This window comes from Stenotrophomonas sp. AS1, from assembly GCF_048957655.1.
Taxonomy (GTDB): Bacteria; Pseudomonadota; Gammaproteobacteria; order Xanthomonadales; family Xanthomonadaceae; genus Stenotrophomonas; species Stenotrophomonas bentonitica_A.
This window is the reverse complement of record NZ_JARVXM010000003.1, coordinates 586600-602289: the sequence shown is the minus strand read 5'-3', so window position 1 is coordinate 602289 and position 15690 is coordinate 586600. Positions and strand designations below refer to the sequence as shown.

The window sequence follows — 15690 nt, the reverse complement described above, 5'->3', positions numbered from 1 at the left end:
GAATTATCGCCTATCGCGCGTCACGATGCTGCCTCAACCACCGCCCAGCGCATGCACGATCTCCACCACGTCGCCATCGCACAGCCCATGGCTGGCGTGCTGGCTGCGGGTCACGATCTCACCGTTGACCTCGACCGCCACGCGGCGCTCGAGCAGCTGCTCGCTGAGCAGCAGGTCATGGACGGTCGCGGTGTGCGGAAGCTGGCGGTTTTCGCCGTTGAGCTGGATGTTCATGACGCTATTGTCCTTCAATCACCCGTCAGTGCGTACCCTGTGCGCCGCGCGGCAACAGTGCCGCGAGCGCCAGGCCAACGATGGCCGGGCGGCGGGGCTGGGGCGTTCATGCCGCAGCGCAGCGTGATGCGGGCCGGGTGCAGTGGAAACATGGCACCGTGCGCCGGCGTACGTCCCGCCGTCTTCCCCACCTGCAAGGAGTTTCCATGTTGCTCAGCAAACGCCCGATCCGTTCCCTCATGGCCGTGGCCATCGCCCTGGCGGCAGCGCCGGCCATGGCGCAGTCGCCGTATACCAAGACCGTCTTCATCGGCGACAGCCTGACCGACTCCGGTTACTTCCGCCCGCTGCTGCCGGCGGCGGTGCAGGCGGTGACCGGCAAGTCCACCACCAACCCCGGCTGGACCTGGGCCGAGCATGTCGCCAACTACTACGGCACCAACGCCGGTGCCCACGGCAACGGCCAGAACGGTGACAACTACGCCATCGGCGGCGCCCGTGTCGGCGTGGACACCAGCCAGGTGCTCATCCCGGGTACCCCGGCCGTGCCGGTGTACTCGCTCAAGACCCAGACCGCGCAGTACCTGGCGGCCAACGGCGGCAAGGCCGACCCGAAGGCGCTGTACACCGTGTGGGGCGGCGCCAACGACCTGTTCGCGATCCAGGCCGGCGCACCGCTGGTCCCGACCCTGACCGGTGCCGTCACCGACCAGGTCGGCATCGTCGGCACGCTGAAGGCGGCCGGCGCCGAGTACATCGTGGTGCCGACCATCCCCGACGTCGGCCTGACCCCGGGCGCCCGCGCTGGTGGCCCGGCGGGCATGGCGGCCGGCACCGCGCTGGCCAAGGCGTACAACGACGCCCTGTTCGGTGGCCTGAAGGCCGCCGGCCTGCAGGTGATCCCGGTCGATACCTTCCACATCCTGCAGGAAATCGTCGCCAACCCGGGCCAGTACGGCTTCGTCAACGCGACCAGCCCGGCCTGCACCACGGCCGCCTCGCTGACCTGCAACCCGACCAGCTACGTCACCCCGAACGCGGCCAACAGCTATGTGTTCGCCGACGGCGTGCACCCGACCACCGCCACCCACGAGATGCTGGGCCAGTACACCCTGTCGATCCTGGAGGCCCCGCGCAACCAGCAGGTCCTGACCCACTCGGCGCAGACCATCGGTCGCTCGCGCGCCGACCAGGTCAGCTGGCACGTCGATGGCCGTCCGGCCGACGGCCTGAGCTGGTGGGGCAACCTGCGCGGCGACATGCAGCGCTATGCCCACGCCGATCTGTACGACGGCATGGCCCCGGCCGGCCTGTTCGGCGTGGATTGGGCGCGTGACGGCATGGTGGTCGGCGGCTTTGCCGGCTATGGCCGCATGGACGCCGATTTCGGCAACAACAAGGGTGACTTCACCCAGTCCGACACCACCCTGGGCCTGTTCGCCGGCTGGTACGGCGACCGCGCCTGGGTCAACGGCCAGCTCAGCTACAGCTGGCTGGATTACGACGTGACCCGCAAGCTCCAGCTCGGCCCGGCCACGCGCATCCACAAGGGCTCGCCGGAAGGCAGCAACCTGACCGCTGCGTTGAACGCCGGCTACGAGTTCGGTACCGAGGGCGGCTTCCGCCACGGTCCGGTCGCCGCCGTGATCTGGCAGAAGGTCAAGCTGGACGGCTACACCGAGTCCAACCCGAGCGCCTCGGCGCTGGGCTATGGCGACCAGGACACGGATTCCACCGTCGGCCGCGTCGGCTGGCAGGCCCGCTTCGACGGCGGCAACGTCAAGCCGTATGTGCAGGTCACCTACGACCATGAGTTCGAGGACACCAAGCAGGCCAGCGCCTGGCTGCAGTCCATGCCGGACGTGGGCATGTACAAGGTGCCGGGCCTGGAGTTCGACAAGAACTACGCCACCGCCGTGCTGGGTGCGCGCCTGAACCTGTGGGGCCTGAGCAGCAACATCGGCATGAGCACCACCACAATGCAGAAGCGTGCACGTGACGTGTCGCTGTTCGCCAGCTTCGGCGGCAGCTTCTGATCCAACGTGCGCAGTGCCCGTTCGCGGGCGCCGCGCACGGCGCCGGAAAGCGTGAAACAACGGGCGGCCCAGTGCCGCCCGTTGCGTTTGAGGGCCCCGCCCGAATAGACTTACGCCGCGCCTTGCGGGTGTAGCTCAATGGTAGAGCTGTAGCTTCCCAAGCTACTGACGAGGGTTCGATTCCCTTCACCCGCTCCATGTCCTCCAGTGCTTTTGGGGATGCCGGCCGCTCCGCACCCTCCGATCCCCTCCGCAATTTTTGTGCTCAGGTCAGGCCTGTGTCTCGATCGAGCCTCCAGCTGGGGCTTGCTGGCGGGTGTGCCAGTTTTCGACGCCAGTGATACGGTCACTGCATGCCACTTGTACGCGCCCGCACGTTGATTATTGCCACCCTCCATAAGGGTGGGTAGAGCGCGTCTTGTGATCAGACAACGCAACCCGCCGCGAGGCGGGTTTTGTTTTTCCGCCGCGGCCATTTTTGGAGTCAAGAATGTCCGATCATCCCCTGAAGACCCTTATCGAAGCCGCAGACCGATCCATATCGGCGAAGGACTTCGATGGCCTGATGCGGTTCTACACAGATGACGCCACCCTGGTGGTGAAGCCGGGCATGTACGCCAGGGGCAAGGACCAGATCAAAAGCGCATTCGAGGCAATCTCTTCTTACTTCGACGGCAAACTGAAGGTCCGCCAAGGCAAGATGGAAGTGATTGAGGGCGGGGAAACGGCGCTGGTTGTCATGGAAACCTGGCTGGATACCACCGATGAAGAGGGCGCTCCGATCTCGACGGTTCGCCGGGCCACCTACGTGTTTCGTCGGGAACCGGACGGCAACTGGCTTTGCGCTGTAGACAACTCGTACGGCACTGCTCTGCTTGATAGTTGAAGACGGCGCCCCGGTCTCGCGGCGTGCACCCAGCCCATTAACAGCGGGAAAGTGCCGGATGCGGGCAGCTGGATCGCGAGCGCCGTCCGTCATCGCGGCCTACACGCCACGCGCTATGCTTCGCGCTTTCCAGCCCCTGCGCCGCGATGAAACTCGCCATCCTGTCCCGCAACAGCAAGCTGTACTCCACGCGTCGCCTGGTGGAGGCCGCGCGTGCGCGGGGCCATACCGTGCGCATCCTCGATCCGTTGCGCTGTTACATGCGCATCGCCGCGGATGGCTTCACCATGCATTACAAGGGCCGGCCGATCACCGGGGTGGACGCGGTGATCCCGCGCATCGGTGCTTCGGTCACCCGCTACGGGACGGCCGTGCTGCGCCAGTTCGAGATGATGGGCGCCCGCACGCCCAACCCCTCCGACGCGATCCTGCGCGCGCGGGACAAGCTGCGCGCGCACCAGATCCTGGCCTCCAAGGGCATCGACATGCCGGTCACGGTGTTCGGCGACAACCCGGACGACACCGTCGATCTGCTCTCGATGCTCGGCCCGCCGCCACACGTGGTGAAGCTCAACGAGGGCACCCAGGGCCGCGGCGTGATCCTGACCGAGAAGGCCAGCGCCTCACGCGGCATCGTGGAGGCGCTGCGCGGGCTCTATGCCAACTTCCTGATGCAGGAGTTCATCGGCGAGGCGCAGGGCGCCGACCTGCGCTGCCTGGTGGTGGGCGACCAGGTGGTCGGGGCGATGCAACGGCAGGCGCCGGAGGGAGACTTCCGCTCCAACCTGCATGCCGGCGGCAGCGCCCGCGCCGCCAAGGCCAGCCGGGCCGAGCAGCTGGTGGCGGTGCGCTCGGCCAAGGCGCTCGGGCTGGGCGTGGCTGGCGTGGATCTGATCCGCTCCAGCCGCGGCCCGCTGGTGCTGGAGGTCAACTCCACCCCCGGCCTGGAGGGGATCGAGGCGATCTGCCAGGCCGACCTGGCCGGGCGCATCATCGACCACGTCGCTTCTTTGAAAAAACCTTCAAATACAAAGGGTTGATCGGGTATTTCAATGCCGCTCGAGGTCTTAACATCGGTTTAATCGACCCCGGCGTAGGCTCTGTCGAACCGCAGCTCTGCCCTCCTCAGCAGGATCGGTAATCGGGAAACACCTTCAGGCCCGGCCAGCTTCGTCTGTCCGGGCCTTTTTCTGCCCGCGCAGGGCCTGCGGCCCCTGCCATGAGTAACTTGTCGGCCGATGCTCATCCTCGTAGAGTTGGCTCTCATTCATTTTTGGATAAGGAAGTCAGGGATGTCTCGATTGACCGTTATTGCATTGTTGTCCTGTCTGGCGATCTCCGCCCATGCCAAGCCGGCATCGGAGCCGGTGGTCGCGATCACTTCCGACGCGCCCGTCGCCGAGCAGCTGGCGAACGTCGAACGTGCGCTGCGCACCGAGGCCTACAGCGAAATGAGCGTGGAAGATAAAAGCCGCGTCCAGGGCGCTCTGAACCGTATCAGGGTCAAGATGGGCAGCAATGAGCGGGTCGAGCAGCTTTCGCCGCTTCTCCGCACGGATGTGTTCAACGATCAAGAATTGATCAACACGATGATGACCAACGCGAGGGAAGACAGCCGCATGATCTGCCGCAGCGAACGCCCCACGGGAAGCAACCGGCCGCAGCGGGTGTGCATGACGGTGGCACAGCGGCGCGAGGCTGCCGAGGATGCCCGCAAGATGATGCGGGATTTCACGCCATCCCAGTCCAATCAGCGCTGATTCTTGACGCCGCGCCAGCATTCGACGGTGTCTAATGTTAAGAATCGACGCTGTATGGTCAGCGTGAGGTCGCGCAGTCCCGTTCCCATCGCTGCCCTGCGGCTCCGTTCTTTCCGTTGAACCCCCACGAATCAGAGGTCCCAGTGCGAATTCTCGTCATCGAAGACAACAGCGACATTGCCGCCAACCTCGGCGATTACCTCGAAGACCGCGGTCACACCGTCGACTTCGCCGCCGATGGCGTCACCGGCCTGCACCTGGCGGTCGTCCATGAGTTCGACGCGATCGTGCTGGACCTCAACCTGCCCGGCATGGATGGGATCGAGGTCTGTCGCAAGCTCCGCAACGAGGCGCGCAAGCAGACCCCGGTGCTGATGCTGACGGCCCGCGATTCGCTGGACAACAAGCTGGCCGGCTTCGACTCCGGCGCCGACGACTACCTGATCAAGCCGTTCGCGCTGCAGGAAGTCGAGGTGCGTCTGAACGCCCTGTCGCGTCGCGGCAAGGGCGTGCAGACCCGCGTGCTGGAAACCGGCGATCTGGAATACAACCTGGACACGCTGGAAGTGCGCCGCCAGGGCAAGCTGCTGCAGCTCAACCCGACCGCGCTGAAGATCCTGCAGGCGCTGATGGAGGCCTCCCCGGCCGTCGTCACCCGCCAGGAACTGGAAACCCGGGTCTGGGGCGAAGAGCTGCCGGATTCGGATTCCCTGCGCGTGCACATCCACGGCCTGCGCGCCGTGGTCGACAAGCCCTTCGAAGTCCCGATGATCCAGACCCGCCATGGCATCGGATACCGCATCGCCGCGCCGGAAGCCTGATCCGGTGACGGGGAAGGGGGAGCGTCGCCGCGCGCCATACCGGCGGCGGCTGCGCAGCCGCATCATCGTCTCGTTCGTGCTGTTGGGCTTCTGCCTGACCACGCTGTTTGCGTTTGCCACCAACTGGGCGCGGGCCCGGGTGGAGAATCAGCTCGTCGAAGACGTGATGAACCGCAACATCGATGAGTTCGCGCGCCGGTTCTACGAGAGCCCGGGGCGCAATCCCGCCGTCCCCGTGCAGCAGATCCGTGCTTTCGCCTATCCCAGCGACAAGTTCGACCGCGTGCGCGAAGAGCGTCCGGAGTGGGCGGCGTTTGCCACAGGCAACTACAAGCTCAGCGGCGTGGACGAGCACAACGAACCGTTCTCCTACAAGCTGGCCGTCCGCAAAGCGCCGGATGCATGGTTCTTCCTCGCCTATGACATGACCGAGAGCATCCGCGGCGAGGAGCAGCTCAAGCGCGCGCTGTTCTTCTCCGTGCTGGTGTTCAGCGCCCTGTCCCTGGTGCTGGGCTGGTGGTCCGCCTCCAAGGTGATGAAGCCGGTCTCCGATCTGGCCGCCCGCCTGCGTGCGTATCGCGGTGGCACCAGTGAGCCCGAACCGCTGGCACCGCGCTTCCCGGACGATGAAGTGGGCCAGCTGGCCCAAGCGCTGGATGACTACTCCGCGCGGCTGACCGAAGTAGTGCAGCGCGACCGCGAGTTCAACGCCGACGTCAGCCATGAGCTGCGCACGCCGCTGGCCGTGATCCGCGGTGCTACGGAGCTGCTGCTGACCCGGCCGGATCTCGATCCCAAGGTGTTGCAGCGCCTGCAGCGCATCCAGCGTGCCGAGCAGCAATGTACCGATCTGATTGGCGCGCTGCTGCTGCTCTCGCGCAACGAGCGCGGGCAGGGCAGCAGCAATGTCGCGCGGGTCTCCGAGCAGTTGCTGGATTCGCACCGTGCCCAGCTCGGCGGCAAGCCGCTCGAACTGATCCTGGAAGGCAACCACGACCTGGTGATCGATGCACCGGAATCGGCGCTCTCGGTCGCGTTGGGCAACCTGATCGGCAATGCCGTGAAGTATTCGAAGGAAGGCGCGGTGCGCGTGCGGGTGGGCAACAACGCGGTCGAGGTGATCGACAGCGGCCCCGGCCTGAGCGAGGAAGATGCCGCCAAGCTGTTCCAGCGCGGCTACCGCGGCACGCATGCGGGTCATTCGCAGGGTGGGGGTATCGGCCTGTCCATCGTCAGCCGCCTGTGCGATCTCTACGGCTGGCAGGTCAACGTGCGGCCAGGGGCCGGGCGCGGCGTCATCGCCACGCTGACCTTCTCCCCCGCCTGAAACGGTAGAGCCGACCGTTGGTCGGCTCCCCCCATCGACGTTGGTAGGCTCCCCCGGATCTACCGCGCCGCCAACTCCCGATAGGCCCGATCCAGCCGCTCCACATGTGCCTGCAGGTGGTCCGGGTGCCCATCATTGACCACCACGTCGTCGGCCAGCGCCAGGCGCGCCTCGCGGCTGGCCTGGGCGGCAATCATCCGATCGGCCAGCGCGGCATCGATGCCGTCGCGTTGCATCAGCCGCGCGTGCTGCACGGCCACCGGCACGTCCACCACCAGGATGCGGTCCAGCCAGGGGTACTGCTGGCGGCCGCCGGCCTCGGTGAGCAGGGGAATGGCGGCAATCGCGTACGGTCCCTTGGCCTGCTCGCAGCTCTCGCGCAGCAGCTGGCGGATCGCCGGGTGGGTGATCGCCTCCAGCGCCTGGCGCGCCTGCGCCGAATCGAAGATACGGGCCCGCAGCGCGGCACGGTCCAGCTGGCCGTCGGCCTGCAGGATGGTGTCTCCGAAGTGGGCGGCGATCCGCGCCAACCCCTCGCTGCCCGGCGCCACCACCGCGCGTGCGGCCAGGTCGGCGTCGGCCACGGTGATGCCCAGCGCCTCGAAGCGGCGGCTGACCTCGCTCTTGCCGGCGGCAATGCCGCCGGTCAGCCCGATCACGAAGCGGCTCATCGCGCGGCCCTCAACGCAGGCCGGCGTAGCTCAGGTAGCCATTGATCAACGGCTCGCCCCACATGAAGACGATCCAGCCGGCAATGGCCAGGTAGGGCCCGAACGGAATCGGCGTGGCCCGGTCGCGGCCGCGCGAGTACAGCCAGATCGAGCCGACGATGGCGCCCACGATGGACGACAGCAGGATGATCGGCAGGATGCCCTTGAGCCCACACCAGGCGCCCAGCGCGGCCAGCAGCTTGAAATCGCCGTGGCCCATGCCTTCCTTGCCGGTGAGCTGCTTGAACAGCCACCATACCGACCACAGCGACAGATACCCCGCCAAGGCGCCCAGCAGGGCCGGTTTGGCGGGCATGTACAGGTTGTCGCTGGCCGCGATCAGGCCCAGCCACATCAGGGGCAGGGTCAATTGATCCGGTAACAGCTGGGTGCGCAGGTCGATACCCGACAGCGCCACCAGGAAGCAGCTCAGCACGATCGCGCCGAAGCCCTGCCAACCGAACCCGAACTGCCAGACGCTGGCGGCCACCAGCACGGCGGTCAGCAGCTCCACCAGCGGGTACTGGATCGAGATCGGGGCATGGCAATGGCGACACTTGCCGCGCAGGACCAGCCAGCTGAACAGCGGGATGTTCTCGTACCAGGACAGCTTGTGCTTGCAGTGCGGGCAGTGCGAGGGCTCCACCACGATGCCCGGTGGTGGTGGCTCGTAGATGTCCGGCTCCTCCAGCACTTCGCGCGCATCGCGCTTCCACTCCCACTCCAGCCGCTTGGGCAGGCGCAGGATGACGACGTTGAGGAAGCTGCCAAGGAGCAGCCCCAGCCCGACCGCGGCGGGGTAGCCGAGGCCGGGATGCTGGTCGAGAAATGCCATTTATTGATTATCCAACCACGGAGGCGAGTTTGAAGATGGGCAGGTACATGCCGACCACCATACCGCCGACGACCACACCGATGAAGACCATGATCATCGGTTCGAGCAGGCTGCTCAAGGCATCGACCGCATTGTTGACCTCCTGCTCGAAGTACTCGGCCACCTTGAACAGCATGGTGTCCAGGGCGCCGGCCTCTTCGCCGATGGCGGTCATCTGCACCACCATGTGCGGGAAGATATTGACCTGCTTCATGGCCATGTTGACCGGGTAGCCGACCGAGACATCGTCACGCATGCGCAGCACGGCCTCCTCGTAGACCTTGTTGCCGGTGGCGCCGGCCACGATGCCCAGCGCCTCCACCAGCGGCACGCCGGCCTTGAAGGTCACCGCCGTGGTCCGTGCGAAACGGGCGATCGAGCTGTTGTGCATGATCTGGCCGATCACCGGCACCTTCAGGATGAAGCGGTCCATGGCGTGCTGCATCGAGGGGGAGCGCCGGTAGGCGAAGATGAACCCCACGATGCCACCAATGACAACGAACAGGATCACCCACCACCACGCAACCATGAACCGCGACGCGGCCACGATCAGCTGGGTGAAGGCGGGCAGGTCCGCGCCGAAGCTCTTGAACACGTCCTCGAACTGCGGCACCACGAAGATCAGCAGGATGGCGCTGACGAGAAGTGCAACTGCGATGACCATGGTTGGATAGAACAGAGCCTTCTTGATCTTGCCCTTGAGGGCCTCGATGTTCTCTTTGTAGTTGGCCACCGTGTCGAGCACGGTCTCCAGCACGCCGGCACCTTCACCGGCCCGGACCAGGTTGCGGTAGAGCTCATCAAACTGCACCGGGTGCTTGCTGATTGCTTCATACAGCGAGGAACCGCCCTCGATGTCGGTGCGGATGCTCTCCACCATCTTGCGCATCCGCGGGTTTTTGTGTCCTGTGCCGATGATCTCCAGCGAGCTGACGATCGGCACCCCGGACTTCATCATGATCGCCATCTGGCGGCTGAAGAAGGCGATGTCCTTGGTGCTGATCGCACTGCCGGCCGCCCCGAACAGGGGCTTGGGCTTGGGCTTGACCACGTTGGGCGTGATGCCCTGGCGGCGCAGCTCGGCGCGAAGCAGATTGGCATTCTTGGCCGGCGTCTCGCCTTTCATCTTGACGCCGCGTTTGTCGGTCCCCACCCAGACAAACGGTTGCAGCTCCATGGTGTTGCGGACCACGGGCTCTTTCTTGATCGCACTACGGCTGACAGACATTTTCTGGCTCCCCAGCCACACCATCCCCAGGCGGGCTATCTCGCGGCATGGTAGCCGGTTCCTTGGGCGCTGGGCAGTCCTGCCGGGTGCCCCGAAGCGATCGGCCTGCCGGACCGGGTGTGTCAAAAGGTGACGCAGCCGGTCACATTGCCGGGTCCATCGCAAATTGTGGTGCGGGGGGTTCCAATCCGGAAGATTGCTGCCATCATTGCGCCGGGGAATGCTGGGGAGCATTGCCGATCCACTTGGCATGCAACCTGCTTCGATCCACCCGCACAGGGCGCCCGCCCCGCTCAACCGGCTAGCCGGTCTGGCGGCGGCCCAGTGCCCTACTATTTTCCATCTCTAGGGGACGTACACATGAAGAACCAGAAGGGCTTTACGCTGATCGAACTGATGATCGTTGTGGCGATCATCGCGATCCTGGCCGCCATCGCGCTGCCGCAGTACCGCAACTACACCGCGCGCGCCAAGATCACCCAGGCCATCGGCTCGGTCGCTGGTGAGAAGATCAAGGTCGGTGAAAACCACGCGTCTGAAGAGCCGCTTTGCACCGGCATCAAGGCCGGCCTGTGCACGAATGGCACCCTCACCGGCACCTCGAATGATACGAAAACCACTGTCTCGCTCGTTCCCACGATCGATGCCACTGGCGTGAACCCGATCACTTGGGCATGCACCGTGACCGCGTCGACCGTTGCTTCCTACAAAGACAAGCCCTGCGATAACCTCAACGCTGCTGCGCCGTAAGTGGTTGCACCGCTAGGCGGAATGAGAGCTGCGTCTTAGGGAATGCCCGCGAGGAATCGCGGGCATTTCTGTTTATGCACGGTATTGCCGCCGTGTTGCTACCCTTGCTACGACCTGATCGAGCCAATCCCATGAATACAGTCGCGGCCACCGCCAACCTCGTCGGCATCACCGGCATTGCCCGCCGCCTGGTCCAGGATGGCGCGCTCGACGAAGCCGCCGCCCGCACCGCCATGGCCGACGCCACCGCCGCCCGGCAGCCGCTGCCGCAGTGGTTCGCGGAGAAGAAGCTCGTCACCGCCGCGCAGCTGGCTGCCGCCAATGCGCTGGAGTTCGGCATGCCGCTGCTGGACGTGTCCGCGTTCGACAGCAGCCACAACGCCATGAAGCTGGTGAGCGAGGAGTTGCTGCGCAAGCACCACGTGCTGCCGCTGTTCAAGCGCGGTGGCAGGCTGTTCGTGGGCACCAGCAACCCGACCCATTCGCTGGATGAGATCAAGTTCCACACCAACCTGGTGGTCGAGCCGATCCTGGTGGACGAGGAACAGATCCGCCGCACGCTGGAGCAGTGGCAGACCACCCAGGACACCCTGGGCTCGGCGCTGGGCGGCGGCGACGATGACATGGGCGATCTGGATGTCTCGGCCGGCGACGAGGAAAGCGGTACCACCGATGCGGGGATCGATGCCAAGGGCGATGACACCCCGGTCGTCAAATTCATCAACAAGGTCCTGATCGACGCCATCCGCAAGGGCGCCTCGGACATCCATTTCGAACCCTACGAAGACGACTATCGCGTGCGCCTGCGCATCGATGGTCTGCTCAAGAACGTGGCCAAGGCCCCGGTCAAGCTCAACCAGCGCATCGCCGCGCGCCTGAAGGTGATGGCGCAGCTGGATATCGCCGAGAAGCGCGTGCCGCAGGATGGGCGCATCAAGCTCAACCTCTCCAAGACCCGCCAGATCGACTTTCGCGTCAGTACGTTGCCGACCCTGTTCGGGGAGAAGGTGGTGCTGCGTATCCTCGATGGCAGCGCTGCCAAACTGGGCATCGACAAGCTCGGCTATGAGCCGGCGCAGCAGAAGCTGTTCCTGGATGCGATCCACAAGCCCTACGGCATGGTGCTGGTCACCGGCCCGACCGGCTCGGGCAAGACCGTTTCGCTATATACCGCGCTGGGCATCCTCAACGATGAGACGCGCAACATTTCCACCGCCGAAGACCCGGTGGAAATCCGCCTGCCCGGGGTCAACCAGGTGCAGCAGAACGTCAAGCGCGGCATGACGTTCGCCGCGGCGCTGCGCTCGTTCCTGCGCCAGGATCCGGACATCATCATGGTTGGCGAAATCCGCGACCTGGAAACCGCCGAAATCGCGATCAAGGCGGCGCAGACGGGCCACATGGTGCTCTCCACGCTGCATACCAACGATGCCCCGCAGACCATCGCGCGCCTGATGAACATGGGCATCGCGCCGTACAACATCACCAGTTCGGTGACCCTGGTGATCGCTCAGCGCCTGGCGCGCCGGCTGTGCAACCACTGCAAGCGCCCGGTGGAGCTGCCGGCCAACGCGCTGCTGGCCGAAGGCTTCACCCAGGCCCAGCTGGACGCGGGCATCAAGCTGTTCGAGCCGGTCGGCTGCGATGAGTGCACCGAAGGCTACAAGGGCCGTACCGGTATCTACCAGGTGATGCCGATGACCGACGAGATCTCCACGATCGTGCTGGCCGGTGGCAATGCGCTGCAGATCGCCGAGGCCGCGCAGCAGGCCGGGGTGAACGATCTGCGCCAGTCCGCGTTGGCCAAGGCCGCCGCCGGGGTGACGGGTCTGGCGGAGATCAACCGGGTCACCAAGGATTGATCAGCGCGGTTGGCTGATACGGAAAGGCCCGCGCAAGCGGGCCTTTCTGGTTCTGGGCTGGCGGATGCTGGGTCGCCACCCATGGGGTGGCGCTACTCCATGCCGAGCTTTTTCAGTTTGTAGCGCAGCGCGCGGAAGGTGATGCCCAGCTGGGCTGCGGTACGCGTCTTGTTCCAGCGGTTTTCTTCCAGCGCCTTCTGGATCGCGGTGCGCTCCATCTGTTCGATATAGGAGGGCAGGGCGCCGTTGCCGGCCGGCAGGTCGACCACGGCTTCTTCCTGGGTAGCGGGCGCGCTGCCGGCGCCGAAGCGCGGCGCGTGCTGGGGCAGGCGCAGGTCGCTGGCACCGATGCGGTCTTCCTCGGCAAGCGCCAGGGCACGCTCGAGGATGTTCTCCAGTTCGCGCACGTTGCCGGGGAAGTGGTACTGGGCCAGGGCGTCCAGCGCCGAGGGCGCCAGCAGCGGGGTCGGCCGCCCATGGGTCCGCGCCAGCCGGGCCAGGATCGAGGCGGCGAGTGCGGGCAGGTCGCTGCGGCGTTCGCGCAGTGGCGGCACGCGCAGTTCGATCACGTTGATGCGGTAGTACAGGTCGTGGCGGAAGCGCCCATCTTCGACCAGTTCGCCCAGGTCCTTGTGCGTGGCCGAGAGGATGCGCACGTCCACCGGTACCTCGGTGGCGGCGCCGACCGGACGGATCGATTTCTCCTGGATCGCGCGCAGCAGCTTGACCTGCATCTGCAGCGGCAGTTCGGCCACTTCATCCAGGAACAGGGTGCCGCCATGCGCCGCCTGGAACAGGCCGGGTTTGTCGGCATGCGCGCCACTGAAGCTGCCCTTCTTGTGGCCGAAGAACTCGCTCTCCATCAGTTCCGACGGAATGGCGCCGCAGTTGACCGGCACGAAGGCGCCGGGCGCGCGGGCGCTCTGCGCGTGGATCGTGCGTGCGACCAGTTCCTTGCCGACGCCGGATTCGCCAAGGATGTAGACCGGCGCCTGGCTGCGCGCGACCTTGCCGATGGTGGCGCGCAGCACATCCATCGAAGGTGAATCGCCGAGCAGGCGTGCGGCCTGTTCCGGCGCGAGCGGTGCAGGGGCGGGGCGCTCGGTGTTGTTGAGTTCCAGCGCGTGCTTGACCAGGCCGCGCAGCACCGAGATGTCGACCGGCTTGCTGACGAAATCGAAGGCGCCGGCCTTCAGGGCTTCCACCGCCAGGTCCATGCTGCCGAAGGCGGTGATCATCGCCACCGGCGTGCGCGGGTAGTGCTGCGCGATCTCGGTGACCAGCTCGATGCCGTTGCCGTCGGGCAGGCGCATGTCGGTGATGCACAGGTCGTACGGGTTGCTGGCCAGCAGTTCACGGGCTTCGGCGAGGTTGGCCGCGGTGCTGATGCGCAGGCCCATGCGGCCCAGGGTCAGTACCAGCAGTTCGCGGATGTCACGCTCGTCATCGACGACGAGGGCGCTGCGGGTGTCATTCATAAGGAAGGAAGATAGCCGAGGGCGGTCATTGGCGACAAATGTTTGACGGAGGCGACCAGGTATGCGCCGCTCATCCGGCCATCATCGTGTGCGGGCCGGCCAGCACGAGCCGGAAACAGGCGCCACCGGCAGGCACCGAGACGTACTCCAGCCGTGCCTGGTTGGCGCGGCACAGCTCGCGGGCGATATACAGGCCCAGCCCGGTGCCGTGCTCGGAGGTGGTGAAGAAGGGACGGAACAACTGGCTGGCGACCGTCTCGGGAATGCCCGGGCCACGGTCCATCACATCGATGATGGCGGTGCGTTCCTGGCGCGCCACGCGCAGCCGCACGCGGGCCGGCTCATCGGCCACGCGGCCGTACTTGAGCGCGTTGTGGACCAGCACGGTGAGGATCTGGTGCAGGTGGCGCGGGTCGACCAGCGCGTGCACCGAGGTCTCGCTGATGATCGGTTCCACGCTGTCGGTTTCCAGCGACAGGCCCTGCTTGTACTCCAGTACGAAGCGGCGCACGAACGCGGCCAGGTCCACGTTCTCCGGGTTGGCGCGTTCGCGCCGCGCCAGCCCGAGCACGCTTTCGACGATGCCGTTGGTGCGCTGGCATTGCTGGTTGATGATCTGCAGCAGGCGGCGGTCGGTGTCGCCGATATCGGTGGATTCTTCCAGCAGCTGCGCGGCGTAGTTGATCGCTGCCAGCGGGTTGCGGATCTCATGGGCCAGGCTGGCCGAGAAGCGTCCCATCGCCGAGAGCGTCAAGGACTCGGCACGCCGCGAGACCACGGTCGAGTCATCCAGGAACACCAGGGTGAGGTCGCTGCCGGCCAGCAGGCGGGCGAAGCGTGGCTGCACTTCGGGTTGGTCCGGCGAGAGCTGCAGGGGCATCTCTTCATTGGTCCAGCCATTGCGCCAGCGCAGCAGCCGGCGGCTCAGCTCGGGCGCGGCGCTGCCCAGTTCCAGCCGGCCGCTGCCACTGTTGCCGTCGGCATCGCCAAGCAGGGTGGAGGCCGCTTCGTTGGCCAGCGTGATGCGGTTGGCCCCGTCCACCACGATCACGCCGGTGCGCATGCGGCGGATGATCAGTTCGTTGATCTGGAACAGGTTGGCCACTTCATCGCCGCGCTGGTTGGCCAGTTGCTGGTTCATGCGGGCGCGGTTGCCGACCTGGTAACTGATGAAGGCGATGGCCAGGTAGCTGGTGACGAACATGGCCAGTTCGGCCAGCGTGCGGGTCGGGTCGCCGCCTTCGATCTGTTTCCAGAGATACTCGCCGGCGGTGGCGGCACTGGCGGCCGCGGCCAGGCCCAGCCCCATGCTCAATGGGAGCAGCGTCGCGGCGGCGGCGACGTTGAACAGCAACGACATCGAGATGCCCGCGCTGGCCCCGGGCAGGGCATGGGCGAGCAGGGTGGCGGCGATGATGTCGGCGGCCACGCTCCACACCACGATGGTGCGCAGCCAGCGCTCGTTGCGGCCGAACAGCAGCACCAGCACGGCCACCGCCAGATAGCCGCTGGCCACGAAGGTCGCCAGCCGGGGGTGGTCGGCGGTTCCCACCAGTCCGCTCAGCGGGCTGAACAGCAGCGCGCCGATGACGGTGGCCATCAGCAGGCGGTACAGCGCGAAGAAATACAGCTCGCGCCGCGGAATCGATTCGATGCGGTCGATCAATGAAGCACTGGGTGACACGCCGGAACTCCCCTTCTGGCATGGGGGCAGTGTAGGGGGT

The 15690-nt window shown here is 65.9% G+C and carries 14 protein-coding genes and 1 tRNA gene; 9 read left to right on the top strand and 6 right to left on the bottom strand.

Annotated features, from left to right (window positions below; all coding sequences use genetic code 11):
- Positions 1 to 33: 33 nt before the first annotated feature.
- Positions 34 to 234, bottom strand: coding sequence for a sulfur carrier protein ThiS (thiS, locus tag PV764_RS06880; RefSeq protein ID WP_019183928.1), 201 nt, complete (start codon positions 232 to 234; stop codon positions 34 to 36).
- Between the two features lie 206 nt (positions 235 to 440).
- Between thiS and PV764_RS06875 the strand changes: the two genes are divergently transcribed.
- From PV764_RS06875 to PV764_RS06845, 7 genes are all read left to right on the top strand, one after another.
- A complete protein-coding gene (locus PV764_RS06875) occupies positions 441 to 2270 on the top strand; it encodes an autotransporter domain-containing esterase (protein ID WP_019183929.1) in 1830 nt (609 codons plus the stop codon).
- Positions 2271 to 2394: 124 nt separating this feature from the next.
- Positions 2395 to 2468 (top strand) — tRNA-Gly (locus PV764_RS06870).
- 292 nt (positions 2469 to 2760) lie between these two features.
- On the top strand, positions 2761 to 3156 hold the full coding sequence (locus tag PV764_RS06865) for a YybH family protein (RefSeq protein ID WP_284128836.1): 396 nt from the start codon (positions 2761 to 2763) through the stop codon (positions 3154 to 3156).
- A 146-nt stretch (positions 3157 to 3302) separates the two neighbouring features.
- On the top strand, positions 3303 to 4196 hold the full coding sequence (gene rimK, locus PV764_RS06860; protein WP_019183931.1) for a 30S ribosomal protein S6--L-glutamate ligase: 894 nt from the start codon (positions 3303 to 3305) through the stop codon (positions 4194 to 4196).
- 252 nt (positions 4197 to 4448) lie between these two features.
- Positions 4449 to 4916: a hypothetical protein gene (locus PV764_RS06855; RefSeq protein WP_026069893.1), complete on the top strand. Its 468-nt coding sequence runs from the start codon at positions 4449 to 4451 to the stop codon at positions 4914 to 4916.
- 143 nt (positions 4917 to 5059) lie between these two features.
- Positions 5060 to 5737, top strand: a complete 678-nt coding sequence (locus PV764_RS06850; RefSeq protein ID WP_019183933.1) for a response regulator transcription factor — start codon at positions 5060 to 5062, stop codon at positions 5735 to 5737.
- Positions 5700 to 7064 carry a sensor histidine kinase gene (locus PV764_RS06845; protein WP_070425794.1) on the top strand — a complete coding sequence of 455 codons (1365 nt, stop codon included), beginning with the start codon at positions 5700 to 5702 and terminating at the stop codon, positions 7062 to 7064. Before PV764_RS06850 ends, PV764_RS06845 begins: the two co-directional genes overlap by 38 nt.
- 59 nt (positions 7065 to 7123) lie before the next feature.
- Here PV764_RS06845 and coaE read toward each other — a convergent pair whose 3' ends face one another.
- From coaE to PV764_RS06830, 3 genes are read right to left on the bottom strand one after another with little or no spacing between them, the layout of a single operon-like run.
- Complete coding sequence (coaE, locus tag PV764_RS06840; RefSeq protein WP_421116352.1) at positions 7124 to 7735, bottom strand: dephospho-CoA kinase; 612 nt, start codon at positions 7733 to 7735, stop codon at positions 7124 to 7126.
- Between the two features lie 10 nt (positions 7736 to 7745).
- Positions 7746 to 8609, bottom strand: coding sequence for a prepilin peptidase (locus tag PV764_RS06835; protein WP_046273837.1), 864 nt, complete (start codon positions 8607 to 8609; stop codon positions 7746 to 7748).
- A 7-nt stretch (positions 8610 to 8616) separates the two neighbouring features.
- Positions 8617 to 9876 carry a type II secretion system F family protein gene (locus PV764_RS06830; protein ID WP_421116351.1) on the bottom strand — a complete coding sequence of 420 codons (1260 nt, stop codon included), beginning with the start codon at positions 9874 to 9876 and terminating at the stop codon, positions 8617 to 8619.
- A gap of 360 nt (positions 9877 to 10236) precedes the next feature.
- Here PV764_RS06830 and PV764_RS06825 point away from each other — a divergent pair, with 360 nt between their 5' ends.
- Complete coding sequence (locus PV764_RS06825; RefSeq protein ID WP_421116350.1) at positions 10237 to 10626, top strand: pilin; 390 nt, start codon at positions 10237 to 10239, stop codon at positions 10624 to 10626.
- A gap of 131 nt (positions 10627 to 10757) precedes the next feature.
- Complete coding sequence (pilB, locus tag PV764_RS06820; protein ID WP_421116349.1) at positions 10758 to 12488, top strand: type IV-A pilus assembly ATPase PilB; 1731 nt, start codon at positions 10758 to 10760, stop codon at positions 12486 to 12488.
- Between the two features lie 92 nt (positions 12489 to 12580).
- Here the strand turns inward: pilB and PV764_RS06815 are convergent, their stop codons facing one another.
- Both PV764_RS06815 and PV764_RS06810 read right to left on the bottom strand, forming a co-directional pair.
- Positions 12581 to 13966 (bottom strand): sigma-54-dependent transcriptional regulator, encoded by a 1386-nt coding sequence (locus PV764_RS06815; protein WP_046273839.1) that lies wholly within the window; start codon positions 13964 to 13966, stop codon positions 12581 to 12583.
- 70 nt (positions 13967 to 14036) lie between these two features.
- A complete protein-coding gene (locus PV764_RS06810) occupies positions 14037 to 15650 on the bottom strand; it encodes a sensor histidine kinase (RefSeq protein ID WP_284128840.1) in 1614 nt (537 codons plus the stop codon).
- Positions 15651 to 15690 lie beyond the last annotated feature (40 nt).